Here is a 22,861-nt window from a genome sequence, read left to right as displayed (position 1 = left end):
ATGCTAAGAATGAGAAAGGTCCTATAAAATAGACTTTTTATAGAACCTTTCCTTTTAATATTGATTTATCAGTTTCATCGGCGAAGCAAGTACCTTACTACTTTTCACATCATATAATCCTATAGGTGTTACCCGTATAAAAGGCAAGTGCGTCGCAGAAAAGAATAAAATCGTAAATGCCGGATCGTCATACGCGTAGCCACGCTCTTGCAATAATTTCACCATCTGTTTTTCTTCCTGTATTAATTCACTCATTTTTAAATTAGACATAATCCCGAGCAATGGTAATGCTATTTCGTGTAATACTTCATTCTTTTCAGCTATTACCATTCCCCCGCCAAGCTCTTTTACCCTATGAAAAGCTGTAAGCATATCTTCTTTACTCTTTCCAATGAGGATGATGTCACCTGTACCGGAATAGGAGCTAACAAGGCCTCCTAATTTATTTGCAAAGCCTTTTACAACTGTATTCACTCGCCAAGTACCATCACGAGCAATCATCATAAGGAAACACTCATCATGATCTAGAGAAAGTTCCTCACCGTTTAAGTCGATTTCAGTTACATATGGTTTTGAAATAACATCATTTAATAATTTTATACCTGTTGTTTCAGAAAAAATCATATCTTCTTTCTTTAAAGACCAGTCTAATGATAATGGAGTTACTTTGAATTTACTCCAGTCTATATGTAATGATGCATTTTTGTTTATTCCGTCACGCTTCATCCACTTACCCTTTGCAATTACACTTATTGGAATCGGATTTTCTTTACTTTCCAAAATATTAATATTTGCAATTCTTCCTGTCGCGATCGCGCCGTGTAAATGCTCCATATTATAATAACAAGCAATGTTATAGCTTGCCATATTATAGGCATCAATTACTGGTATTCCTTGCTTTATCGCGATTTCTATCATCCTATTCGTCATTCCGTTTTCATAAAATGACGGATGTGAACCATCTGTTGTGAACATGAATCTATCAAATTGCTTGACACCTAATTCCAGCAATTCTTTCAGTAAAACTTCTAAATCTGGACGGATAGAAGAGTTTCTAAGAGTAACGGTGTAACCTTGCATAAGACGTGTTAATGCTTCCTGCCCCGTCATCGCTTCATGATCGCAATCAGTACCTAGTAACTTTAACTTCGCTAACGTTGATTCAGACGCACCGGGAAAATGACCTTCTACTTTTTTCTGTAAGCGCTTTGTTTCCTGCACCCAATGTAACATTTCATCATCGCCATTTAATAGTTTTGGCCATGCTGTTAACTCGCCGCCCTGAAGAACATCTTCATGCTTCAGCCACTCCATTATTTCTTCACTATTAAATAAAGATTCCCCATTTTGTAGTTCAGTCTGTCCATCAAAACGACACCACCAATACATACTTGCCGGAATCTTTTCAAATTCATCTAATAAATGAAATGCTTCTTCACGTTGTAACGTGAAAAATAAAGTTAAATTATCATTAATAAAAGTTGTTGTCCCAAACTGCATCGCATGATTCGCTAAAGTTTCTGGATTATACAATTGATATGGATGTGCATGCGGTTCAATGTAACTAGGAACTACATACTTTCCATCACAATCAATCACTTCACATTCATGTAGTTGCTCTGGTAGTTTTTCTCCTACATATATAATGCGGTCATCATAGATCCAAATATTTGCTTGCACCCACTCGCGCATATAGGAATTTAAATATGTTGCATTCTTGAATAAAATGTGCGGGCTTCTTGTGCCATCTATTACTTCAACATGTTCTCGTAATTGTGTGTTACTCCATCTAAACTGATTTTGTCCCAATGTACTTCACTCCACATCAATTTACTTTTATTTATTAAAACAAAAATTAATTAACTAACTAAAGTATTATCCATTCATAACTCCCCTGTATATCCCCTATACCCTTTATTATATGTAATAATTACAAAAATAACAATTTTCAAAATTCGTAATATATCTCTTTGATCCAAAATAAAAAAGATGTCATGCAACTGACATCTTTTTATACTAGACTATAAGATTGAATTACACTTGTATCCGTATTTATGTTCTACATATACTTGATTGCTGCCATACCATGAATGCTAATACTGTCCTTTAAAGCAGTATTCCATTCGCTTTCTTTTCATCTATTTCTTAAATTCAATTTGCATCATTTTATTAAACTGTGTAAAAACATCCATCGCACCTAAAGAGTTAATATTGGCAGCTAATGTATGTTTGCCTCCCATTACTCCGCCAACAAAAGTTGTAAATCCAGGAATTGCCCCTCCGTGACCCCAAACTGAAACACCGTTTGGAAGTTTAGTCTCATAGATCCCAAGCCCATATCCATCACCAACACCTTTTCCTTCTATAGGAACTGTAGTAAGCATTTCTTTTAGCTCACGTTCTTTCAGTAACTTACCACCAAGTAAAAATGAAAAGAATTTATTTAGATCGTCCGCATTAGAAATCATATCTCCAGCTGAATTAGCTAAACTCGGATTATAATACGTCATGTCTTTCAATTCACTTGTTTCTTCTATTTTCATATACCCACGAGCATGATCCTTTCCTGGAATAACGGGTGAATTCCCTGGTAAAAACGTATTTGACAGATCCAAAGGTTCAATAATTCGCTTTTCAATTTCTTCCGCATAACTATTTCCAGTTATTTTTTCAATAAGCATTCCCAATATCACGTATCCTGTGTTTGAATACAGCCATCCCTTACCTGGTGAAAAATCTGGGGGTAGAGAAAGTCCCATTTTCACTATTTCTTCTGCTGTATACGTTTTTCTCGAATTCATTATGTCAGCGTCTTTTGACTTTAAGTATTCAGCTATACCACTCGTATGATTCAAAAGTTGACGTATCGTAATTTGATTGCCATCATACCCATTTCCTTGAATGAGACCGGGTAGCCACTTTTCAATTGGATCGTCAAGTTGCACGCGATTTTCTCCTACTAATTGAAGAACAGTCGTAGCGGTAAAAGTCTTCGTCACACTCCCAATCCGAAAACGATAATCCGATTTCATTGTTTTCTTTGTATTTAAATCCGCGACGCCAGCAGTATAACTACTAATCTTTCCATTGTTAGACGTCTTCGCTAATATTCCTGGGGTTCCAAGCTGAACTGTTTCCTGCATTACTTGTTTCCAACCATTTCGGTTCTTTTGATCATGTGATTGTGACGGACTAGATAAATTTTGAACAGACTCTGCTTTCACAGTAAAACCTGGTGTGAATAGAGTAGTACCCGCTAATAAAACTGCCAAACTTGCTAACTTAATTGAATTACATTTTTTCATAAGGCTCCCTCTCCTCTATTAATATCGGATTAATTCAAGTTATACTTTAATCCTATATGATAAAACTCTCTTTTTTCTTATCCATTCCTTACGAAATACTTACGTTCAAATTTTGATACGATAAACTGCGAAAGAGCTATGCATGAAAATAAAAAGGGCATATAAAATAAGGACAGCCACTTAACTGCCCTTATTTTCATTTCACCTCGTCTTTATTATTTTTAAGATGATTCATTAATTGCGTTCGTTTCAAAGGTACATATATGTTTGTTCCAGTAACATATCTTTTTCCCAATCGAATTATCTTATAAATTTAAGGAGTTCATATTAATATTAACAATAAAAAAAGAACGTGTTTTCAATTTATCAAAACACGTTCTCTTACATACTTAAAATCCTATATCAACTTTTTATTTCATTCACTTCTTTAAACTACTAATCTTTATTCAGTTTTACCATCCTGCACTAGCATTCATACCATTTCCAATAATAGTAAAAAACAGTGGCCACAATACTGGTCCTAACGTAAGAAGTAAACTTAGAAGTATAAGTAATCTATATACCCCGGGGAAATTTTGATCTTTACGATTTACAAATACTAAAATAACTAATAATATTATGGTCGTTAAAAATAAAAGTAGAATTAGCAGCCAATACCAAACCATTAAACTGAGACTCCATGGTGTTAATAGCTCGTGTATTATACCAAATATGATTCCTAATACTCCAAAACTAAAGGTAGTAACTGTTGATTTTATAAGCACTATATTTAATGTTTTTTCGTATGTATTTTTACAATATAAATCTATTAAAGTGTATAAAGATAAATATGCCATTAATACACCTATCCAAGACAATAACCAGTCTCCGCCTCCTCTAAATAACATGAACAGCAACCAACACATCCCTACTGCAGAAAAAGCAAAGGAAATAAGTATGCTTTTCAATACCGGTTTCATTATATTTTCACACCCTTAAAAATAAATTATAAGTTTTTACTAAACTCATGTAATTTTTTATTAACATGCTACCCGTTAATCGTTTAGCTCTAATGCATCCTTTTTTCATTCTATATTAATAAAACAAAGATACACTCATGAACAATTAAAGAAGCAATACTCTACAAAGAGTTCCATATAGCTTGTATATTCTTTTTCCATTGGTAGAGATATTAAAAAATTAAGTATACATTAACATGCAATTAAATATAAGTAAATAAAATTAATTTGCAGCTAATTTTATTTACTTATATAACTTTCATATTCAGATTAACTCAGCCATCATTTTATTTTCATATAGTACATTCTACTATTCACATCGCCCTTTTCCATCCCGCTCTATCCACCGCATAGTCTTCTTAACATCTAACTCCGTATACGTCTTTTCACCATAACGAACAGACTCATATATCGGAATAATATCTCTCGTTCGACATATTCGTTTTAACCATTGTTGTATCGTTTCATAAGACCTTCTCTGTTCATGAAATGGTAAACTTCTTTCCCATTCAACTAACGTTTTCCTTATCATATCTGTAGGTAACGGTTGCTCTAACTGATGAATGACTTTTTCATCCTTTACAGTTCTTACCGTATTCTCTTTTGTTACAGATTGTTTCTCCTGCTCTATTTCTGTTTTCGTCAACCTTTTCCTAATAGATTTGTAGAGAAAATATATACTTGCCACTGCGATAATCATATAAAACGCTATAGTAATCCATGAATTTGAAAGTACAGAAAATACGTCTCCCCATGACCTTTCTCGTTCGAAAGGTGGAAATTTCCTATCCGTTGTCGTTCTTATACCTATATCTCCTGTTTCTTCATCTATAAATCTTGCAGAATCATCATACGGTTCGTCTTTGCTTATAAAGTTATAATTCTTTTCCGATCTGGTCTCAGTCTCACTAAAAAAACGCTCTTTTACTATGTCTTGTACATGCACAATACCTTGTGATAACATGATCGCACTAATCGCAAAGAAAAGCATGATTAAAGCTTTTACACTCCAAAACTTCACCTTCATATGCCGCTTTTTATTCAACATGACATAAGCCCTTTCTTATTCTTTAATTACAATCCATTTATTCGTTCTACTATATTTCCTTGGAGAAGTACCAAGAATTAAAGGAACCGCATCCAATTCCTTACGACGAAATCCAGCTGTGTAAAAATAAGAAGATGATACAGGCGTATCTTGGTCCGATATTGAGGCAAGTACCTTTAATACATTTTGCAAATGTTTCCGATTATCCCCGTTCTTTACATGTAACAATCCGTTACCTTTCACACTGTTAATCCATAACTCAAATGAACAATCTTGCATGAGCAGTTGTTTGCATATGCCTGCGGTTAATTCAATAAGCTCTTCAATATCATTTCGTAAAGAAACGCCACTTTTATTTTGTAAATTGAGATAAATCGCGTATTTATCAGATTGTGTTCGTTCATATTTTTTCGCAGTTATCGTCCCTGTTTTTGCTGTTGCACCCCAATGGATAGAACGAAAATCTTCATTTTCATAAGACTTCACTCCCATTACTTTCATTTCATCATATAGCGGAGAAGACATTGCTTTTCGAAATCCGCGTGACCATTCTTGTAATTCAGGAACTTGTATTTTCGGAACGGCTGGTAAAACTAAATAGGACGGCGTATCAACTTGTTTATATGTTATATGTTTCGTTATGAATCCAAATGGATCAGTAATAACAATTTCAACTTCTTCCCATTTCGCGATACCTCTTTTTAATGCTACAGCTTGTAAATCAAATGAAACGGTCTCTCCACCTTTTATATTGAAATTCAAATAATAATTTGAACCTGTACTATGATTTTTGTTTAGTTCATCATGATTCCAAGTTAGCTTGTTTTCACATTTAAATCGAAATACGATATTGAAAATAGGAAATATCGCGTTGTTTGAAATTTTTATTTTGCACGTATTCGTTTCACCTATAAAAACGTTCGAATTACCTTGATTGTATTCCCATTGAACACGAGATACTTTACGTATGTATACATGCATAGTACCTATTAAAATTACATACAAAAATACGAGAGATAATATGAGTAGATTACTTGAAAATACACATAAAATAACGGCTACAACTGACATAACTCCTATTACGAAAGGCTCGGCTAAAGGTGTATACACAAGCTGTTGATTCATCGTAGATTCTCCACTGGCACACTAATCGTATGAAGAATTTCTTTCATGATTTGTTCTTTCGTCGTTTTCATCTCCCCTTCTATCGTTAACGTTAACCTATGAGCACAAACGGATGCAGCTAGTAGTTTTATATCATCTGGTGTACAGTAATCTCTTTCATTTAATATTGCTCGTGCTTGGATTGCCCGCATAAATGCCAATGTGCCTCGCGGGCTTACACCAATTTCAATCAGTTCATGCTTACGGGTTGCTTCAATAATTTCAAGAAGATAATCTTGCACATCATTCCCTACTAACACTTCCCTTGCAAGTTTTTGTATATTTATTATTTCTTCACTTGAAATAATAGAATGTAGCGTTTCTAATGGATCATTCGTTTGGAACCGATTCATCATTTCCTTTTCCGCTTCTCTCGTAGGGTAACCTTGGCGTATAGTAAGTAAAAATCGGTCTAATTGTGCATCAGGTAAAGGAAATGTACCAGCCGATTCAAGAGGGTTTTGCGTTGCAATTACTAAAAAAGGTTCTGGTAGTGAATGTGTCTGCTTCGCAATTGTAACAGTACGTTCTTCCATAACTTCAAGTAACGAAGATTGTGTTCTCGGTACAGCCCGATTAATTTCATCAACTAATACTATATTTGCAAAAATAGGCCCTAACCTCGTTTTAAATTCCGATTCCTTCACATCAAAATATTCGAGTCCAATAACATCTCCAGGCAAAGTATCAGCTGTAAATTGAATTCTTTGGAACTTAGCGTCCACACTTTTAGCCAAACTTTTCGCTAATGTTGTTTTCCCCGTCCCAGGTACATCTTCTAATAAAATATGTCCTCTTGCTATAAGAGCTATAGCTGCTAGTTCAATCGATTCATTTTTCCCTATAATGACCTTTGAAATATTGTTAGTGATTTTCTTTAATATGTTCATATATTTCACTACCACCTTTAAAATATTTTTAAAATTAAGAATATTTATTTTCCAAATTATAACACATCACGTTAGAAGTAAATATATTCCTATCAAAATAAAAAAGATGACCTCAGCATACGCCAAAGTCATCTTCTATAACCATATTATTTTACTAACGTTCCATTATAAGCTTTTATATCAAGCGGAGCATTTAAAAACTGTGATGCTTTACTAACGAAAGATGTGAAGTGTTCACTCGTATTATGACTCGCAACTGCTGCTTCATCTTTCCATACTTCTACCATCGTATAAACACTTTCTTTTTCAGTATCTTTATATAAATCGTAAGATACATTTCCACTTTCTTCTCTTGAACCATGAAGTAATGGCTGAATTTCTTCTAAAAACGATTGTTGTTTTGCTGGATCTACTTGAAATATTGCGTGAATAATAATCATGGTGTTTCCCCTCTCATATCTCACTTATTTCTGTTTTTTTATAAAATTACTTCCACTGGGCAACTTTTTCAACTGGAAGACGTACTGATGGATAACCACTGTCAGCAGCTTTTCCGATTGAAATTAACATAACTGGTACGTGACGCTCTTTGTCTAATCCGAAAGCTTCTGCGATTTGGTCTTTTTCAAATCCACCAATTGGGCAAGTATCATAGCCGTGAGCACGTGCTGCTAACATAAATTGCATTGCTACAAGACCACCGTCAATTAATACAGTATCTTTCATTACTTCTGGTGTAACCATTGAGAAGTAACCTGAAAGTTTTTTCATTTGATCTTCTTTTACTTCTGCTGGCATAAGTCCGCGCTCAACTGCTGTACCGTAAATTTCTTCTGCATTATCAAAGTTATTTAAATCACCAAATACAGCGATCATTGCTGAAGATGTTTCTACTTGAGATTGATTAAATTTCGCAAGTGGCGCAAGTGTTGCTTTTGCTTCGTCACTTTCAATAACTAAGAATCTCCATGGTTGCATGTTTACTGAAGATGGTGCAAGTGTTGCTTCTGTAAGAATTTCAGTCATTTCTTCTTTGCTAATTTTCACTGAAGGATCGTACTTACGGATTGAACGGCGTCCTGTTAAAATTTCGTTAAAATCATTTGTTTTTACTGAGTTAGTCATAGTTGTATTCTCCCTTTTTTAAAGTTCTTTTATATTTTCTTGAATGCGGTCTAACATCGTTAAAAGATTGTCGCGTTCTTCTTCACTTAATCCTTTAAATGCTGAAGTAGCGAAACGCTCTTTTTCCTCTTGATACACTTGAATTTTATTTCGTCCCTCTTCTGTAAGAGACACTAACGTAATTCTGTTATCATCTGGATTTTTACGTCTTGTAATCATTCCGTTTGCTTCCAGCTGTTTTAAATGCCTCGTAATCGCGGCATTATCAATATTCACTTCTTGCTGAAGTGCTTTTTGACTAATTTCATCTACTTCAAATAACTGAAGTATAAGCTCTAATCGAGACTGACTCATACCTGTACACCCTTCAAACTTCGAACTTACTTCTTTATTTAGAAAGTGTAATTTATATAAAATAATCGCTTCTTTTGAGCATGAACTTGTCAAATTACCCCTCCTTTACATCCAAATCAAAAATGTTTGATGTATCAATAGTTGATATGTCAATTAATATAATCTATATCGATTTAGAATGCAAGCATTTTGTTTTCTTTTTATTTTTTCCAAATTAAGGCGCTTTGTAGCGTTACAAAAAATGTAAATTACATTATAATAGTAATAATTTAAATGACTGGAGAGTGATTGTAATGCGGCAATACACACATAGAAATGAGGAATTAAAAATGGAAAGTGAAATGAGGATATTTATATATGACAACAATAAATATAGGGATTGTCGCGCACGTAGACGCTGGCAAGACGAGTTTGACTGAGCGAATTCTTTTTGAAACGAATGTAATTAAAGAAATTGGCCGCGTTGATAGCGGAAGCACGCAAACTGACTCAATGGAATTAGAAAGACAGCGCGGAATTACGATTAAAGCATCGGTCGTTTCTTTCTTTATTGACAGTTTAAAAGTAAATGTCATTGATACACCTGGACACGCTGATTTTATCGCTGAGGTGGAGCGATCATTCCGCGTTTTAGACGGTGCGATTTTAGTTATCTCTGCCGTTGAAGGTGTGCAAGCACAAACGAAGATTTTAATGCGGACATTACAGAAATTAAACATACCTACTATATTATTTGTTAATAAAATAGACCGTAGTGGCGCAAATACTGAAAAAGTTGTGAAACAAATAAAAGAGCTTCTTTCAAATGAAGCATCCCCCTTCTACTCTGTAGAGAACGAAGGTACAAAGGACGCTCGGATTATTGAATATAAATCCTATGACGATTGTATGGAACTGTTAGCACCATTTAACGAATCATTGCTTGAGTCATATGTAAATAACGAAATAATATCAGATACGCCATTAAGAAAAGAACTAGAAAAACAAATACAACAAGCAAATGTGTTTCCTATCTTTTTTGGTTCAGCAATGACAGGTATAGGAGTAACTGAATTACTTAAAAATATTTCAGCCTTAATTCCAGCTACTAAATCGGCTCAAGATGAAACATTATCCGGTGTTGTATTTAAAATTGAACGTGAATCTTCTGGCGAAAAGATTGCTTACGTAAGACTATTTTCTGGTTGTTTACACGTTAGAAAATATGTTGATATTCAGCGCAGTGAGTCTCTATCACATAAAGAGAAGATTAAAAAAATGTGCATATTTCATAATGGAAATGCAGTTCAAGCCTCTACTGTTCATAGTGGAGAGTTTTGCAAAGTATCGGGACTTACGAATATCAAAATTGGTGATATTATCGGTAAGCGGACGGATTATATAAAGGATATTCACTTTGCCGAACCACAAATGGAAGCTGCTATTGAAGCAGTACCAAAAGAACGAATTCATGATTTATACGCTGCACTTATGGAACTATGCGAAGAAGATCCTCTCATTAAAGTTTGGAAAGACGATGTTCATAATGAACTATACATTCGCCTTTTCGGTGAAGTACAAAAAGAAGTTATCGAAACAACACTTTATGAAAAATACAATTTACAAGTTACCTTTTCAAACACGCGAGTTGTATGTATTGAAAAACCAATTGGCATAGGGAATAGCTTTGATGTAATGGGCGAAAAAGAGAATCCTTTTTACGCAACAATTGGGTTCAAAGTTGAACGTGGCGCGCTTAACTCTGGCATAACGTATAACTTAGGTGTTGAACTTGGATCACTGCCTTTAGCATTTCATAAAGCGATTGAAGATACAGTATTTCAAACGTTAAAACAAGGTTTATTTGGATGGGAAGTTACGGACATTATCGTCACATTAACACATACCGGCTATGCAAGCCCTGTTACAACAGCGAGTGACTTTAGAAATTTAACACCGCTCGTATTAATGGATGCTTTGAAACGGGCTGAAACATGTGTATATGAGCCATTAAACGAATTTGAATTAACTGTACCAGAGCACGCAATTAGTACCACAATGTATAAGCTCGCTGCCATACCAGCAACTTTTGTAGAGCCTATATTAAATAATGATTCTTACCAGTTAACAGGATCATTACCTGTTGCAAAAACAGAGAATTTTAAACGAATGCTCCATTCATTTGCTGAAGGAGAAGGAATCTTTACAACAAAGCCAGGTGGTTTTACAAAACTTACGGCTCCCTTCCCTACTCGAAAACGTGTTGACTTTAATCCGCTAAATCGGAAAGATTATTTGCTTCATGTGTTGAAGGCTTACTAAACAAAAGAGAGGTGCAATTTGCACCTCTTTTTGCATGTGTTGATAAATTAGTTTGTCCTAACAACTTCTTTAAGTTTTTCTATTACTTTCGCTATAGCTTCAATTGAATTCTCCGTTTCAAATTCCCCAACATTTAAAGAATGGTTTGCATTTTTAACAATCTCAATCTTTAAATTGGATTGCTCTAATCGCTCCATTTGACTTGCATTGTATTGATGATCTTTGTCTCCAATTACTAAAAGCCCGTCGTGATGACTATGTAAGATGGACTCAAAAATCAAATCAAACGTCAGTAAAGGTGTAAGTAGTATCATTTTTGATTGTGCAAATTCCTCTTTCTTCATTAAATCATTTGCAATCGGGATTGTTCCGAGTGATTTTCCTAAAAACATCGAATCGTTGTATTGTCCATTTCTTAGCACTTCATTAATAATAGGATTAATATCATCCATCATTACTTTCGTTACTTCTTCCATTGGTTTTTCCATTAACTGTCCATCATAGGAATAATGAATATGTACTACATCTATTTTATTTTCAAGCATAAGCATTGTTGCATAATAGAATAATGGTTTATCATAATTGTAACCGGAACCTGAAAACATAAAGCAAACCGTATTAGAACCTTTTTCGATATGTGTGTAACGAATGACTTTTTCGTCTATATGTATTTCCTTTTTAGTCCCCTTCACCGTTTTCCCCTCCAAACACGCTTACTTTTGTAAAACGATATGTTTTACGATTTCTATTATAATAAATAGTGGTTCGTTATAGGTACTAAATTATTACTGTTTTTTAAAATGACATATCAGCGATATTTTATGTCTATTTCGTATAGGTGTTAGCAAGTTCGTTTGCAAACTTGTTAGCACTTTTTTATTTCTTCTATTGCCCTTGTCCTAAAAATAGATACACCCCTTTTATTTGTTTTTCTCCTCTTTTAAACATTTTGTTATATCAGGGTTTTCATCGTTTGGTTTTTTCATACGTTTTCTAGTCTTTTCTAAAAAATAGAAGAAATAGAAAAAAGTTAATTTTTCTACCATTGAAATAATCTTACATTTTACCCGTTAAAAAATGTAAGATTTTTGTTATACTAGATATTGTAATTTTAAAACATAAATTGGGAGGACACACTGTGAAAAAATTATTTTTATCTTTAATTTGTGGAGCTATTATTTTAGGTTCCGCTTGTTCAAAAGAAACAACATCAAAAGAAGAATCATCTAAGGGGAAAAGTACAGAAACGCAAAAGACCAAATCTGAAAAAGTTTTAACTAAAGAAGAATTTGAAAAAATGTATTCAAATCCAAAAGAATATAAAGGTAAAAAAGTTGATTTTTATGCTAAAGTATTTGTGCAACCTGAAAAAGATAAAGACGGAACATACATACAAGGTTGGGCTGGCCTCAATAATAGCATGAATACTATAATTGGTATTAAAGATACTAAAATTGATGTAAAAGTTGATGATATTATTCATGTAAAAGGAGAAGTTAAAGACACTTTTGAAGGTAAAAACGGATTCGGTGCAACATTAAAAACACCTTTAATTCTTGCTTCTAGTATTGAGAAATCAGATTATTCAACTGCTTTTGCTCCTGCAAAAAAAACAATCGAAGTTAATCAAGAACAAGTTCAAAATGGTTACAAATTTTCAATCCAAAAAGTTGAACTTGCCGATAACGAAACTAGGGTATTCTTCTCTATAAAAAATGAGGCGGCTTCTAAATTCAGTTTCTATGAATTTAAATCAAGTTTAGTAGTAAATGGTCAACAATTTGAAAGAACAGATAACTATGAAGCTAAATATCCTAAAATACCAAGCGATTTACTGCCTGGTGTTACAGCTGATGCCGTATTAGCATTTCCGAAATTACCTGTAGATAAAGGAGAGATTCAAATATCTCTTGAAGGTTCGAGTGAAAATTATGAATTGAAAATGGAGCCGTTTAATTTTAAAATTCAATATTAATAAAGAAGCAAGAGCTGTCAAAAAGGCAGCTCTTGTTTTATTTACCAAACTATTCTTTTGTAAAAAAAGAACTTCACATTTACATCCATATAATTTTTTTACCTTTCAAACTTTACATAGTCATCTGAAACCCATTGATCACCACCAACATTATACCAACCATCTCTATATCCCCAAGACTGATATCTTTCACTTTGGTACACGTTTTTCACAATACCGTAGTTTGTTCCTGGTCCAGTACGAACGCGTAATACATCTGCTGTAATAGTAACTACCCCTACACCATCATTTGAAGGTTGCGAAGTTGTGGATGATTGTCCATCCGCTTCGAAATGTAACCACTCTGAGTTTTCGTAAACCCACTGATCGCCACCTAAATTAAGCCATCCGCCAGAACGTCCCCATACTTTATAGTTTTCAGGTGCATTTAGCTTTCTAATTGAATCATATTGAGTACCTGGTCCTTTTCTTAAGTTCACGTTTTTACCAGTAATATAAACAATACCTGTCCCACTTATCATTGGTGGTTGTGGAATCTGTGGTGTTTCTGGAATTTGAATTGTCCCACCAGAAACTAATTGTTGTTTAAACCACTGTACACGCCCTTCATTAATCATTCTATGAGGACAATACTTACCGTTTCTTTCTTGGTGTGTTTTAACTTTAGAAATTGGAATGTTGAACATATCCATTAGCTGACGAATTACTTTGATTGCATTCAATTCTGCTTGTTTGTATCTTTCTCCACCTGACATAGAATAACAAATCTCTATGCCGATACTATTACGATTACCTGGTCCATTCCCATCACCTGCATGCCAAGCATTTCTATTAAACGGAATTAATTGAATAGCTTCTTTGTCATCTACCGCGATATGGAACGAAGTGCCTGTACTATTATTAGCAACGTTATTACGTTCGTTTAATGCTGTAGCATCATTATAAGTATTGTGGAAGGTAATTTCCGTTGGGTTCATTACATTCGGGCATAAAACTGAATAACGACTTTCTGGTACTAACATTTTTTTGATTTCCATTACTGAACATCTCCTTTTCGCTCTTCTTGTTTTTGTTTACCGCCTAGAATTTCGACTGCGTTTGTTAACGCTGAAGGTAAAGGGATTCCCATACGTCCAGCATTTTCCAAAAGTGAAAGTAACTCATTTCCGATGAAGAAAAATATTGTTGCTTCACGAATAGCACTATTGCTCCCAAGTGCTGAATCTAGTTGAGCGGCTGCACCAACCAAAAGAAAAAGCATCACCTTTTTGGCGATGCCTCGAAATCCTACTTTACTTTTTAGTTCTCCGTTGAAACCAGCTGCAATTATGCCACTCACGTAATCAATTACCGCAAACAGTACAAGCATCTTCAATGATGTATCCCACCCTCCAAGAAAGTATCCACAAAATGCACCAAATGATGCTACAAAAGATTTGACTAACATATTAATTTGATTCACTTTTATTTCCTCCTATTCCAAAATAAAAAAGAGTCTCAATTGACTCTTTTTCCATTCCCTTTTACACCAATTTTTTATTGCTGTTTTATATTTAATTATGATTAGCCCTTTATCCAGTTACTTAAACATAAATTCATCCCAGTTTTTAGTTTTAAATTACTAATTGCTATAGCAATTGCTACACTAGTTAAAGCGGAATTACATAATTTAGTTCTTTTCCATTTTTGGGAAAATGTCCATAACCAAGGATCTACTGACATTAAATTCCCCTCAAATATTAAACCATTATTATCATCAGTAAATTTACTTGGATATGCAGTACTCATTATTTTGTTAAAAGTTACTTCTCCAATACTAATTGAGATACAACCTGTGTATTGTAAATGTTGATAAAAAAATTCATCGTCCGGTATATCATTTACAAAATACTTTAATGTTTGACATAAATTTTCTATAGAAAAAAGATTGCCAATATTGACATGAAGTAGTAAAAAAATTACCGTTATGGTGTCAATTTGTTTTAATGTTAGTTTAGGAATTATCTCCAAAGCTTCATTATTTACTAATTTCGAAAACGGTTTATCATTTTCTATTGTTCTATTTACCAAAACATCAACTAACAAATCTGCTATGTCATTATCTCCATGTCTAGCGTGGTTTTTTTGTGTTTCATAGATAACAAACCGTAGGTCTGGATCTTGTGTATTTACAATTGCTTCAGGGCTTGTCTCCTTTAACTTCGTTAAATAACGATTAATTATTTCTTCAGCACGTTCATTGATTAATTTATCAACTTTTTCTCCCAAATCATAAAAGTTACTCTTAAAAATATTCATAGCAGCTCTCTCGACCTCTGTATAACTAAGGCCATACTGATTTACTATTACTTTAGAACCTTGTACATTGTTTGAGTGATTACCCGCTATTATTTCTTGTTTATCGTTCATTTTTCTCACCTAATGTAACATTTACATTCTTACCACCTTGAATATTAGTCGAGTTATCACCCGAATGGATACTTTGATGTCTTTTACCATCTTTCGCTTTTTTAAATAAGATTCCTCCTATAACAGAAATGCCTAAAACTCCTATCCCGCTAAAAAACCATTCTTTATTTTGATTCAACCAATCAAACACAATTTCTCCTCCTTTACTATATAAAACACAATATCGTTTATTTTATATAATAAAGGTTAAATATTCCATTGTCTAACAATCAATCATTAATAAAGAAACCCGCTGTTTACACACTACGTTTTATTTTCTAAGCCGTATTTTGTTCAAAATAAAAAACAGCTTATGGCTGCTCTGGTTTCTTATCAATTAATTGTTGTAGTAATAATTCTTCTAACTTTGCTATTCTGTCTTCCTGACGAACTACTAAATCCTTTAATTCGTAAAGTTGATCCTGGATGAAAACTTTCTCGCGTTTTTCTGCTTCAAGCGCTTGTTTTACCATTCCAATATCAAATTGCATATTGTCTGCTTTCCAGTCTAATTCTTGTACCGATTGCATTGTAATAGAAACAGAACTATATAATGTGACTGCATTTTTTTCTGGTGTTGTAAATACACTATCAGAATCCTCAGCGATCATACCATAGTATACAGGCACTACATCAATTTCACCTGCATCGTACTTTTCAACGTCAGAAATCATATTGTATTTTTTAATACGTACAGAGTTGAGTGTTTGTAGCGCAGAGAACTTCAAATCTTCAATGTTTGTTTTGATTTTACGAGATGAGTTAGGAATAAATTCCCTGGCCCATACGCCTCCAGTTGCTGAGATGTTTTCTTTTGCTCTTAATGTTCTTAATTCTATATCTCGCCATGCATTTCCTAACGTATCTTTAATCTGTAATCCGGTGTCGTAACCTGATACAAGGCTTGATCTTATCATTACTCTTCCGAGGACTAAATCATGATCATTGGCGCCATTCAGGAAGTATATTTTATTGCCACTTCCTTTTCTCTGGAAATTAAACTCACCGTAGTTATTTGTGAAATAATGTGGTTCCGTTGTAGTCACCATGAATTTACCGTATCCTGGAGCCCATCCTACTGAGTTAAAAACAATATCATTCAAGCAATCAAAATACAATCTTCCGTCTGCATACGCATATAGATGACCACCATCATTTTGCATTTGAATATACGATGACCATATATTGTTCCCTGCTGCATTTTCTCCTTTTGAGAGTCCAAATGTAGCAAAAGCTTTAGAAGGTTGCTCAGTACCGTTAATTCGTGGGGTTTTTTGATAAATATAGAATGAACCTGTACCAGTGAATTTTCTGTTATCCGAACCAAGAACAAGTGCAGGTTGAATACTTCCATCATCTGTTTCCATAAATCCCATATAGCCACGTGGTTTATCTAAATCAAAAATCTTCATGTCTTGCTTATTTATTTCAACAAATCTATTTCCACTCGTTTTAAGTGTTACCCCTTCTAAAACTTGCCCTTTAATATGATTTGCTGTAATAAAACCTACTAAGTTAATTCGGCCCGCATTCAATGTAATATTTTCTTTACTCATATTGAATGCTGCAATAACGCCGTTTTCTTTTACAGATATACTAACGCCTTTTTCTGTTATCTGAAGACGAGATTCCATATCTCTTACATAGGAATCTGTAGCAAATTGCCCGTTTGCTTGGTCTTTTGTGTATACCTCTGTTTTTTTTGCTGCCGCATTAATACCTTGTTCATTGATGGTAAAACGGTTATCGATCAGAGTCATTTTTTGATTAAATTGGTCTGTCGCAAGCTTGTTCGCTAACTCGCCAAGTAAATCTTTTTTATTCTGATCAACAGTTTGCTTCAACTCAGGTATCTTAAATCCAGCGACATAATTCTCTACTTGTTTAAGCTCAACCTTTGCACCAATTGCTGTTGCTTGTTGTTCGAGCTTTGTATTTGCTTCAGTAAGCTTCTTACCCTGCGTATCTACTACATTGTTTAAAGTACTAACTGTGGAAGATAATCCGCTTGCTGTTTGCTCTACTGTAGTCATACGCTTTTCGAATCCAACTTGGCTGTTTTGAACGTTTGTTACAGTGGTTTTAACGCCATCCACACTTTTTTCAATATCTGTTGTTTTCTTGGTGAATTCATCAGTTGTTACTTGATCTTCTGAAGGGGTGCGATAACTTGTTGGTATATTTCCTTCTTCTAATTGCATGTTTCTAATCTTTATGTTTGTAATTTTCGTAGGAGTCCATCCACCACCTACACCAAAAACTGAATTGTCATAGAAATCTTGCGTGATATTGTCGGGCATTATAAACGTAGCGGACACTTTAAGCCATTGACCCGCTATTGTTTTAGGCGTACGCATGATTCGTTTTGCTACAACGTCATTGTCGTTTGTTCCCGTAACGGTAGTAACACCAAAGTTGTTAATATCCATCGCGGTTGGGATAACATCGTCAGCGTAAATTTCATAGCTGATTGTGTATGTCCTACCCACAAGTAACTTGGCATTTTTAGTATTGTATAAAATGCCTTTCCAACTACCGCTAGCCCCAACGGGAATTGTTATGTTCCACCATTTATTATTATCGTCATACGCTATGCTTGTTCCACCAGCTGCACCAAAGGATTTTTGCTTATAAAAGTTCTGACCGCCAATTTTAATATCATCAAACTTCTTCTCAACGCTCTCTAACTTCTCACTAATCTTCCCAGCTTTTTCTGTAATTTCAGTTGTTGTTTTCTTAAGCTCATTTGTTGTTTGCTGCACATCAGTAATCGTCTTTTTTGTACCTTCTACAGTTGACTCAACTGCATTAACTTTATTACTAATTTCAGTATCTTTTTTCGTTAACGATTCAATAGAGGTTTTAAATCCATCAGCGGTTTGTTCTGATTTAGTAACACGTTCTGTAAGCTTACCTTGTTCGTTTTGCACATTGGAAACAGTAGTATTAATACCTTTAATAGTCGTCTCAATCTCTACTGTTTTTTTAGTGAAATCCGTTGTTGTTACTTGGTCTTCTGGTGCTGGTGAATACTCTGTAGCAACGGTCCCCACTTCCACTTTCCATTCTTTAAGTTCAACAGTACCTTTAAGATCACGAATTAAAGAATTTGCTGTGATAGATTCGATCTCTTTATCTTTCATTTGATGTGTGAAGTTATATGACTTCCAATCAGAATCCGCGGGTAACGTAGTTTCGGCACGAATACCTAACCAAGAGGTTTCGCCGTCTTTATATTTAACAGCAAGTTCTAATCCCGCGTATGGTTTCTCCGCGCCTTTAGAAACCCCTTTTGATTTAGCTTTTAAACTGATAGTAAATGATTTACCTCGTAATAGAAGGGGAGCGTCAGCCGTAAGCTTGAATGATTTACTTACAGAAACCGTCGGTGTAGTGTTCACGCCAGTTAGCACATTATCAGTATTTAATAAGATATTACGCACACTAATTACCGTATTATCAACTTTCGTTTTAAGTTCAGTAAGAGTCTGCTTCGTACCATCAGCCGTTGTCTTAATCTCATTCGTTGTTTTCTTGAGAGATTCTGCTTCCGCCTGTATGTCAGAAATCGTCTGTTTCGTACCGTCAACCGTTTCTTCTATTTTGTTTAATCTATTACTAGTAGTTCCATTCGCTGTATTTAACGATTCAATAGACTTTTTAAACCCTTCTGCTGTCTGCTCGGATTTAGTAACACGCTCACTGATTTTACCTTGTTCTGTTTGTATGTTGGTAACTTTTGTTGAAACCCCATTAACCGTTTCTTCTATTGCAGTAGTCTTTTTGGTAAAGTCTGTAACTGTTTGATTTACTTTAGAGTCCACTTGCGAGATGGTACGTGTATTACCATCAGCAGTTTGTTTCGCTTCATTAGCAGTTTTTGAAACTTGTGTTAGGTTATTACCTAAATCAATTACGCTTTGTTTCTCTGCCTTTGATTTGATAGCTTCATTTGTTTGTTCAACAGAAGTGCTTATTTCTTGGAATTTCTTGACGTTTCCTTGCTTATCAGTTTCATATATTTGTTTACCAATAAAGCCATTATTAATTTCCTCTTTTGTAAAGACGCCAGATTTATCTGCTTTATCTTTTATTTGATTCTTAACAAACTCCCCATCGACCTTACCGCTCACATCTTTTTTGATATTTAAGATTTCACCAGAAATTGTCTCTGTATCTTTCTTAACGGCAGCTACCTTGTCATTCAAGGTGGTTTGTACCTCTTTTATTTGTGTATTAACTAAAGTCTCTGTTTCTGTTTTTAGCGTTTCTACCTTTTTATCAAGCTCTTGCTTGGTATTATTAATATCTTTTGTCACCTGTTCCAACGTTTCTTTCTTAACTGACTCCACATCAGGAACAACCGACTCCCAAGCTGCGCCTGTCCATATTTTCAAAATACCTGGCTTACCATTAGAAATATCTAGCCACAGTGTTTTATATGATTTAAGCCCCGTTGTCGGTGGATTTTTTGCTTCAATGATTTCCACAGTGTTATTTTTTATGTTCTCTTGAACCTTTTCAGCAAGTGTCTTCGCTGCTTCCGATTCCTTCTTAGCATTACTAGCTGTTTCATTAGCTTCTTTTACCAATTTATCTAGTTGATCTATCATTTCTTGCTTATTGCCTAATGAACTAAGGATTCGATTGTAAATCTTTCTTAATTCTTCGTTTGGATCAACAATCTCACGATAGTCACCAAACACATATTTATCTTGTGTAGGATCAGTAAATGATTCATCGCCAGCAATAACACGAGCTTCAAGATACAATTCAGGTGTAAAACCTGTATCTTTAATTTTGATTGTATCCCCTTCATTAATTAACTCATGAGCTAGTCCGAATACACGACCAATCGATTGCGCTTCTACTTCATAAGAAACAGAAGTATTCACACGCTTTTTGAACTCCGTTTTCATCAAAGTCATTAATCGTTGCGGTGTCATATTTTGTTCTTCTGTTTCTGGCGTATAGAAACCAAATTTGTGTTTTCCATGTTCATTCCAACGTTGGAATGCATCACTGTCTGTGATATAAGGAAGACCGTTATTTATACTCTCAACAGTAATAACTTTCTCCTCTTCCCCACGCACAAAACCAACAAGAGCTGTGCAAATGTCTCGTGAATGTTCGATACGTTTAACGCCAACCAAGTCTTTACCAAGTTCTACTTCTTTCCCTGTTTCTTGGCCACGTTTTTTTATCATATCAACGTACCAACCGACAATTTGAGATCCGACAACTTCTACACGATATTGAATTTCTAAATCAAATAAAGAAGCGATTTTCTTTAAAAACGTAAGCGGATCGATAAACTCATCAATGGTCATCGTATGGAATCCGCTGTATTCTGTTATGCCTCGTTGCCACTTCATGCCTACAAGAGCTATATCCATAAATTGATTTACTGTTTTACTTTCAATCCGTTGCGGATTTATAATTCCGGACTTAGCAATTTGAACCCAAGCACCTGAAGCATATGTGGTAATAGATCGTTTATCGGAATCCTTCTCGGCCTCTGTGATAACATATGGTACAATTCTTCCGTCACGGACTTCTTTTAAAACTAGATTTTGTTGTTGTAATGTAATTGCGTGTTCTGTTCCATCAAAAGTTGTAAAATCTAGCATATCTATATTGTTTTTGATTTCCCAATGGCGTTTATCGCCCCAATAGTCCTGCAGTTGAATAGCTGAGACAATTTGATCAGTTTTAAAATCAACCACATGAAGAATTCCGCTAGGCGTTCTCATCTATATCTCTCCCTATAACTAACTGTTGCGTTTACATCAGGCGGCATAATATCGATTCGATTGTCACCCCGTATTACTTTTGGAAAGTTACTGAATATATCTTTTATATTGATTGCATTCTTCCCATTGATTGTGACGAGACTTCGTTCTGTATCAATAACAATTTTGTCTCCGGTATCGAAAATATAAGGCTTTGTATTTGAAGGTACTTTGTTTACTTTCCAAATCTTTAAGTCATCAATCTGCATGACATCAACAGGTTTATTTACATCCCAACTCATGATTGAAATCATTACTTGTGCAATTTTTCGTTCTGTCATTGGATTTCCGGTTTCATCAATCCAACGTTCAACAAGTGAAGCGTCATCTATTTCTGTACCATCTCTAAAACGGGCTACATAAACAGACCATTCTTTCCCACGTCTTGCAATACGTAACCTACCGTAAAATTGATTAAATGTATTAGGATGTGCCCCACTTGTATCTACTAATTTCCGCATACTGTTAGGCGTTCCTGCATTTCCAATACGCATGTATGCTTTCGTCATTTCAGCATCCCAATATAAATCATTCATGTTTATACGAGCAACAATATTACTTGTATCATCTAAAAGAAGTACCTCTACACGGCCCATTTCTCCAATACTTTTGGACTTCAAATGCACCCAAGTCTCCATTTCAAAATCTTGTAACGGTCCACCTGGAATATTTTTCTTGGCAATTGCACCGTGAAATCCTTTCTCTTGTCCGTAATCTTGACAATACAACGCGTAACCATCCCTTGATTTAAAACTACCTGTACCTTTCATGTCATCAAAAACTCCAGTAACAGGAGTCCATCCTACAGCTGTAGTCATTTCATCCCACATTACTCTTTCTCGTTCTTGTACTGTTGTTTCTTCCACAGTGAGAGGGTAGCCAATTCTAAAATAATCACGATTATGTGGATATTCTCCAAACCATACATCTAAAAAAGTGCTTGGCTTTTTTGCAATCATTTCAATTAATGCTGGTGTTTCTACACTACCTTTATTCGTGAAATTAGACGTGATTTCTGTGGACCAATTTTGCGTGAATGTTTGAGTCTGTACTTTTCCTAATTTATAAGGCATGGGGCAAACGAAAGTAATAACACCTTTCCCCCTATTAACTAGTTCATCCAAATCTAGTGAACCATCAATAAAAGCAAGATATGTTCGATCTAACTCATCATCAAAAATAAGTTCAGCTGGTTGCTCTGTGTATAGCCAATCCGCTAAATCCTCTTTTATCTTTTGTAAATCAGCCATATCTTTTTTAGCTTTAATAACAAGAGGAACGTCAATACGACGCTCCTCGGTTTCTGTATGAATAAAAAAAGCCCCTGGACGATGAGGAACTCTAACAAGATTTCTTTTAATTGGAGCCCATGAAGGACGTTTCCTCCCTACAAGCATTTGAATATAATCTTTGCGAATATTATTAAATGTAAAGCTTAATTTAACCAAGAATATCACCGTC

General features: G+C 34.7%; 18 protein-coding genes. 2 read left to right on the top strand and 16 right to left on the bottom strand.

Going from position 1 to position 22,861, the window contains the following annotated elements:
• Nucleotides 1–54: 54 nt before the first annotated feature.
• From ABH955_RS03340 to ABH955_RS03300, 9 genes are all read right to left on the bottom strand, one after another.
• Nucleotides 55–1,809, bottom strand: a complete 1,755-nt coding sequence (locus ABH955_RS03340; protein WP_404447233.1) for an adenine deaminase C-terminal domain-containing protein — start codon at nucleotides 1,807–1,809, stop codon at nucleotides 55–57.
• A gap of 329 nt (nucleotides 1,810–2,138) precedes the next feature.
• The gene (locus tag ABH955_RS03335; protein ID WP_404447235.1) at nucleotides 2,139–3,305 is read right to left on the bottom strand and encodes a serine hydrolase domain-containing protein; all 1,167 of its coding nucleotides are present in this window, start codon (nucleotides 3,303–3,305) and stop codon (nucleotides 2,139–2,141) included.
• Nucleotides 3,306–3,757: 452 nt separating this feature from the next.
• Nucleotides 3,758–4,264, bottom strand: coding sequence for a DUF3902 family protein (locus ABH955_RS03330; protein WP_404447238.1), 507 nt, complete (start codon nucleotides 4,262–4,264; stop codon nucleotides 3,758–3,760).
• A gap of 349 nt (nucleotides 4,265–4,613) precedes the next feature.
• Complete coding sequence (locus ABH955_RS03325; protein ID WP_404490873.1) at nucleotides 4,614–5,351, bottom strand: signal peptidase II; 738 nt, start codon at nucleotides 5,349–5,351, stop codon at nucleotides 4,614–4,616.
• A gap of 15 nt (nucleotides 5,352–5,366) precedes the next feature.
• The gene (locus tag ABH955_RS03320; RefSeq protein ID WP_061688471.1) at nucleotides 5,367–6,476 is read right to left on the bottom strand and encodes a DUF58 domain-containing protein; all 1,110 of its coding nucleotides are present in this window, start codon (nucleotides 6,474–6,476) and stop codon (nucleotides 5,367–5,369) included.
• On the bottom strand, nucleotides 6,473–7,429 hold the full coding sequence (locus ABH955_RS03315; protein WP_265324634.1) for an AAA family ATPase: 957 nt from the start codon (nucleotides 7,427–7,429) through the stop codon (nucleotides 6,473–6,475). The genes ABH955_RS03320 and ABH955_RS03315 overlap by 4 nt, the downstream gene beginning before the upstream one ends.
• 122 nt (nucleotides 7,430–7,551) lie before the next feature.
• Complete coding sequence (locus ABH955_RS03310) at nucleotides 7,552–7,845, bottom strand: putative quinol monooxygenase (protein ID WP_002142306.1); 294 nt, start codon at nucleotides 7,843–7,845, stop codon at nucleotides 7,552–7,554.
• 46 nt (nucleotides 7,846–7,891) lie between these two features.
• Nucleotides 7,892–8,530 (bottom strand): nitroreductase family protein, encoded by a 639-nt coding sequence (locus tag ABH955_RS03305; protein WP_404453306.1) that lies wholly within the window; start codon nucleotides 8,528–8,530, stop codon nucleotides 7,892–7,894.
• A gap of 18 nt (nucleotides 8,531–8,548) precedes the next feature.
• Nucleotides 8,549–8,977, bottom strand: a complete 429-nt coding sequence (locus ABH955_RS03300; protein WP_000204160.1) for a MarR family winged helix-turn-helix transcriptional regulator — start codon at nucleotides 8,975–8,977, stop codon at nucleotides 8,549–8,551.
• A 264-nt stretch (nucleotides 8,978–9,241) separates the two neighbouring features.
• Here ABH955_RS03300 and ABH955_RS03295 point away from each other — a divergent pair, with 264 nt between their 5' ends.
• Nucleotides 9,242–11,185 (top strand): GTP-binding protein, encoded by a 1,944-nt coding sequence (locus ABH955_RS03295; RefSeq protein WP_404453303.1) that lies wholly within the window; start codon nucleotides 9,242–9,244, stop codon nucleotides 11,183–11,185.
• A gap of 47 nt (nucleotides 11,186–11,232) precedes the next feature.
• Here the strand turns inward: ABH955_RS03295 and ABH955_RS03290 are convergent, their stop codons facing one another.
• Complete coding sequence (locus ABH955_RS03290; RefSeq protein WP_404447251.1) at nucleotides 11,233–11,877, bottom strand: alpha/beta hydrolase; 645 nt, start codon at nucleotides 11,875–11,877, stop codon at nucleotides 11,233–11,235.
• A gap of 446 nt (nucleotides 11,878–12,323) precedes the next feature.
• On the opposite strand from ABH955_RS03290, the gene ABH955_RS03285 reads away from it, so the two are divergent.
• Entirely contained in the window at nucleotides 12,324–13,160 is an 837-nt protein-coding gene (locus tag ABH955_RS03285) for a DUF4352 domain-containing protein (protein WP_404490872.1), read from the top strand.
• 98 nt (nucleotides 13,161–13,258) lie between these two features.
• Here ABH955_RS03285 and ABH955_RS03280 read toward each other — a convergent pair whose 3' ends face one another.
• From ABH955_RS03280 to ABH955_RS03255, 6 genes are all read right to left on the bottom strand, one after another.
• Nucleotides 13,259–14,197, bottom strand: a complete 939-nt coding sequence (locus tag ABH955_RS03280; RefSeq protein ID WP_404490871.1) for an N-acetylmuramoyl-L-alanine amidase — start codon at nucleotides 14,195–14,197, stop codon at nucleotides 13,259–13,261.
• Nucleotides 14,197–14,607, bottom strand: a complete 411-nt coding sequence (locus tag ABH955_RS03275) for a phage holin family protein (RefSeq protein ID WP_404491021.1) — start codon at nucleotides 14,605–14,607, stop codon at nucleotides 14,197–14,199. The genes ABH955_RS03280 and ABH955_RS03275 overlap by 1 nt, the downstream gene beginning before the upstream one ends.
• A gap of 116 nt (nucleotides 14,608–14,723) precedes the next feature.
• Entirely contained in the window at nucleotides 14,724–15,569 is an 846-nt protein-coding gene (locus tag ABH955_RS03270) for an LPO_1073/Vpar_1526 family protein (RefSeq protein ID WP_404490870.1), read from the bottom strand.
• Entirely contained in the window at nucleotides 15,559–15,759 is a 201-nt protein-coding gene (locus ABH955_RS03265; protein WP_404490869.1) for a hypothetical protein, read from the bottom strand. The genes ABH955_RS03270 and ABH955_RS03265 overlap by 11 nt, the downstream gene beginning before the upstream one ends.
• 160 nt (nucleotides 15,760–15,919) lie before the next feature.
• Entirely contained in the window at nucleotides 15,920–21,361 is a 5,442-nt protein-coding gene (locus ABH955_RS03260) for a phage tail spike protein (protein WP_404490868.1), read from the bottom strand.
• A complete protein-coding gene (locus ABH955_RS03255) occupies nucleotides 21,358–22,848 on the bottom strand; it encodes a distal tail protein Dit (RefSeq protein WP_404490867.1) in 1,491 nt (496 codons plus the stop codon). Before ABH955_RS03255 ends, ABH955_RS03260 begins: the two co-directional genes overlap by 4 nt.
• Between the last annotated feature and the right edge of the window lie 13 nt (nucleotides 22,849–22,861).

Origin of the sequence: Bacillus sp. RC240 (genome assembly GCF_044907945.1) — a bacterium.
GTDB classification, from domain to species: Bacteria; Bacillota; Bacilli; order Bacillales; family Bacillaceae_G; genus Bacillus_A; species Bacillus_A mycoides.
This window is presented reverse-complemented; position numbering and strand designations above follow the sequence as displayed.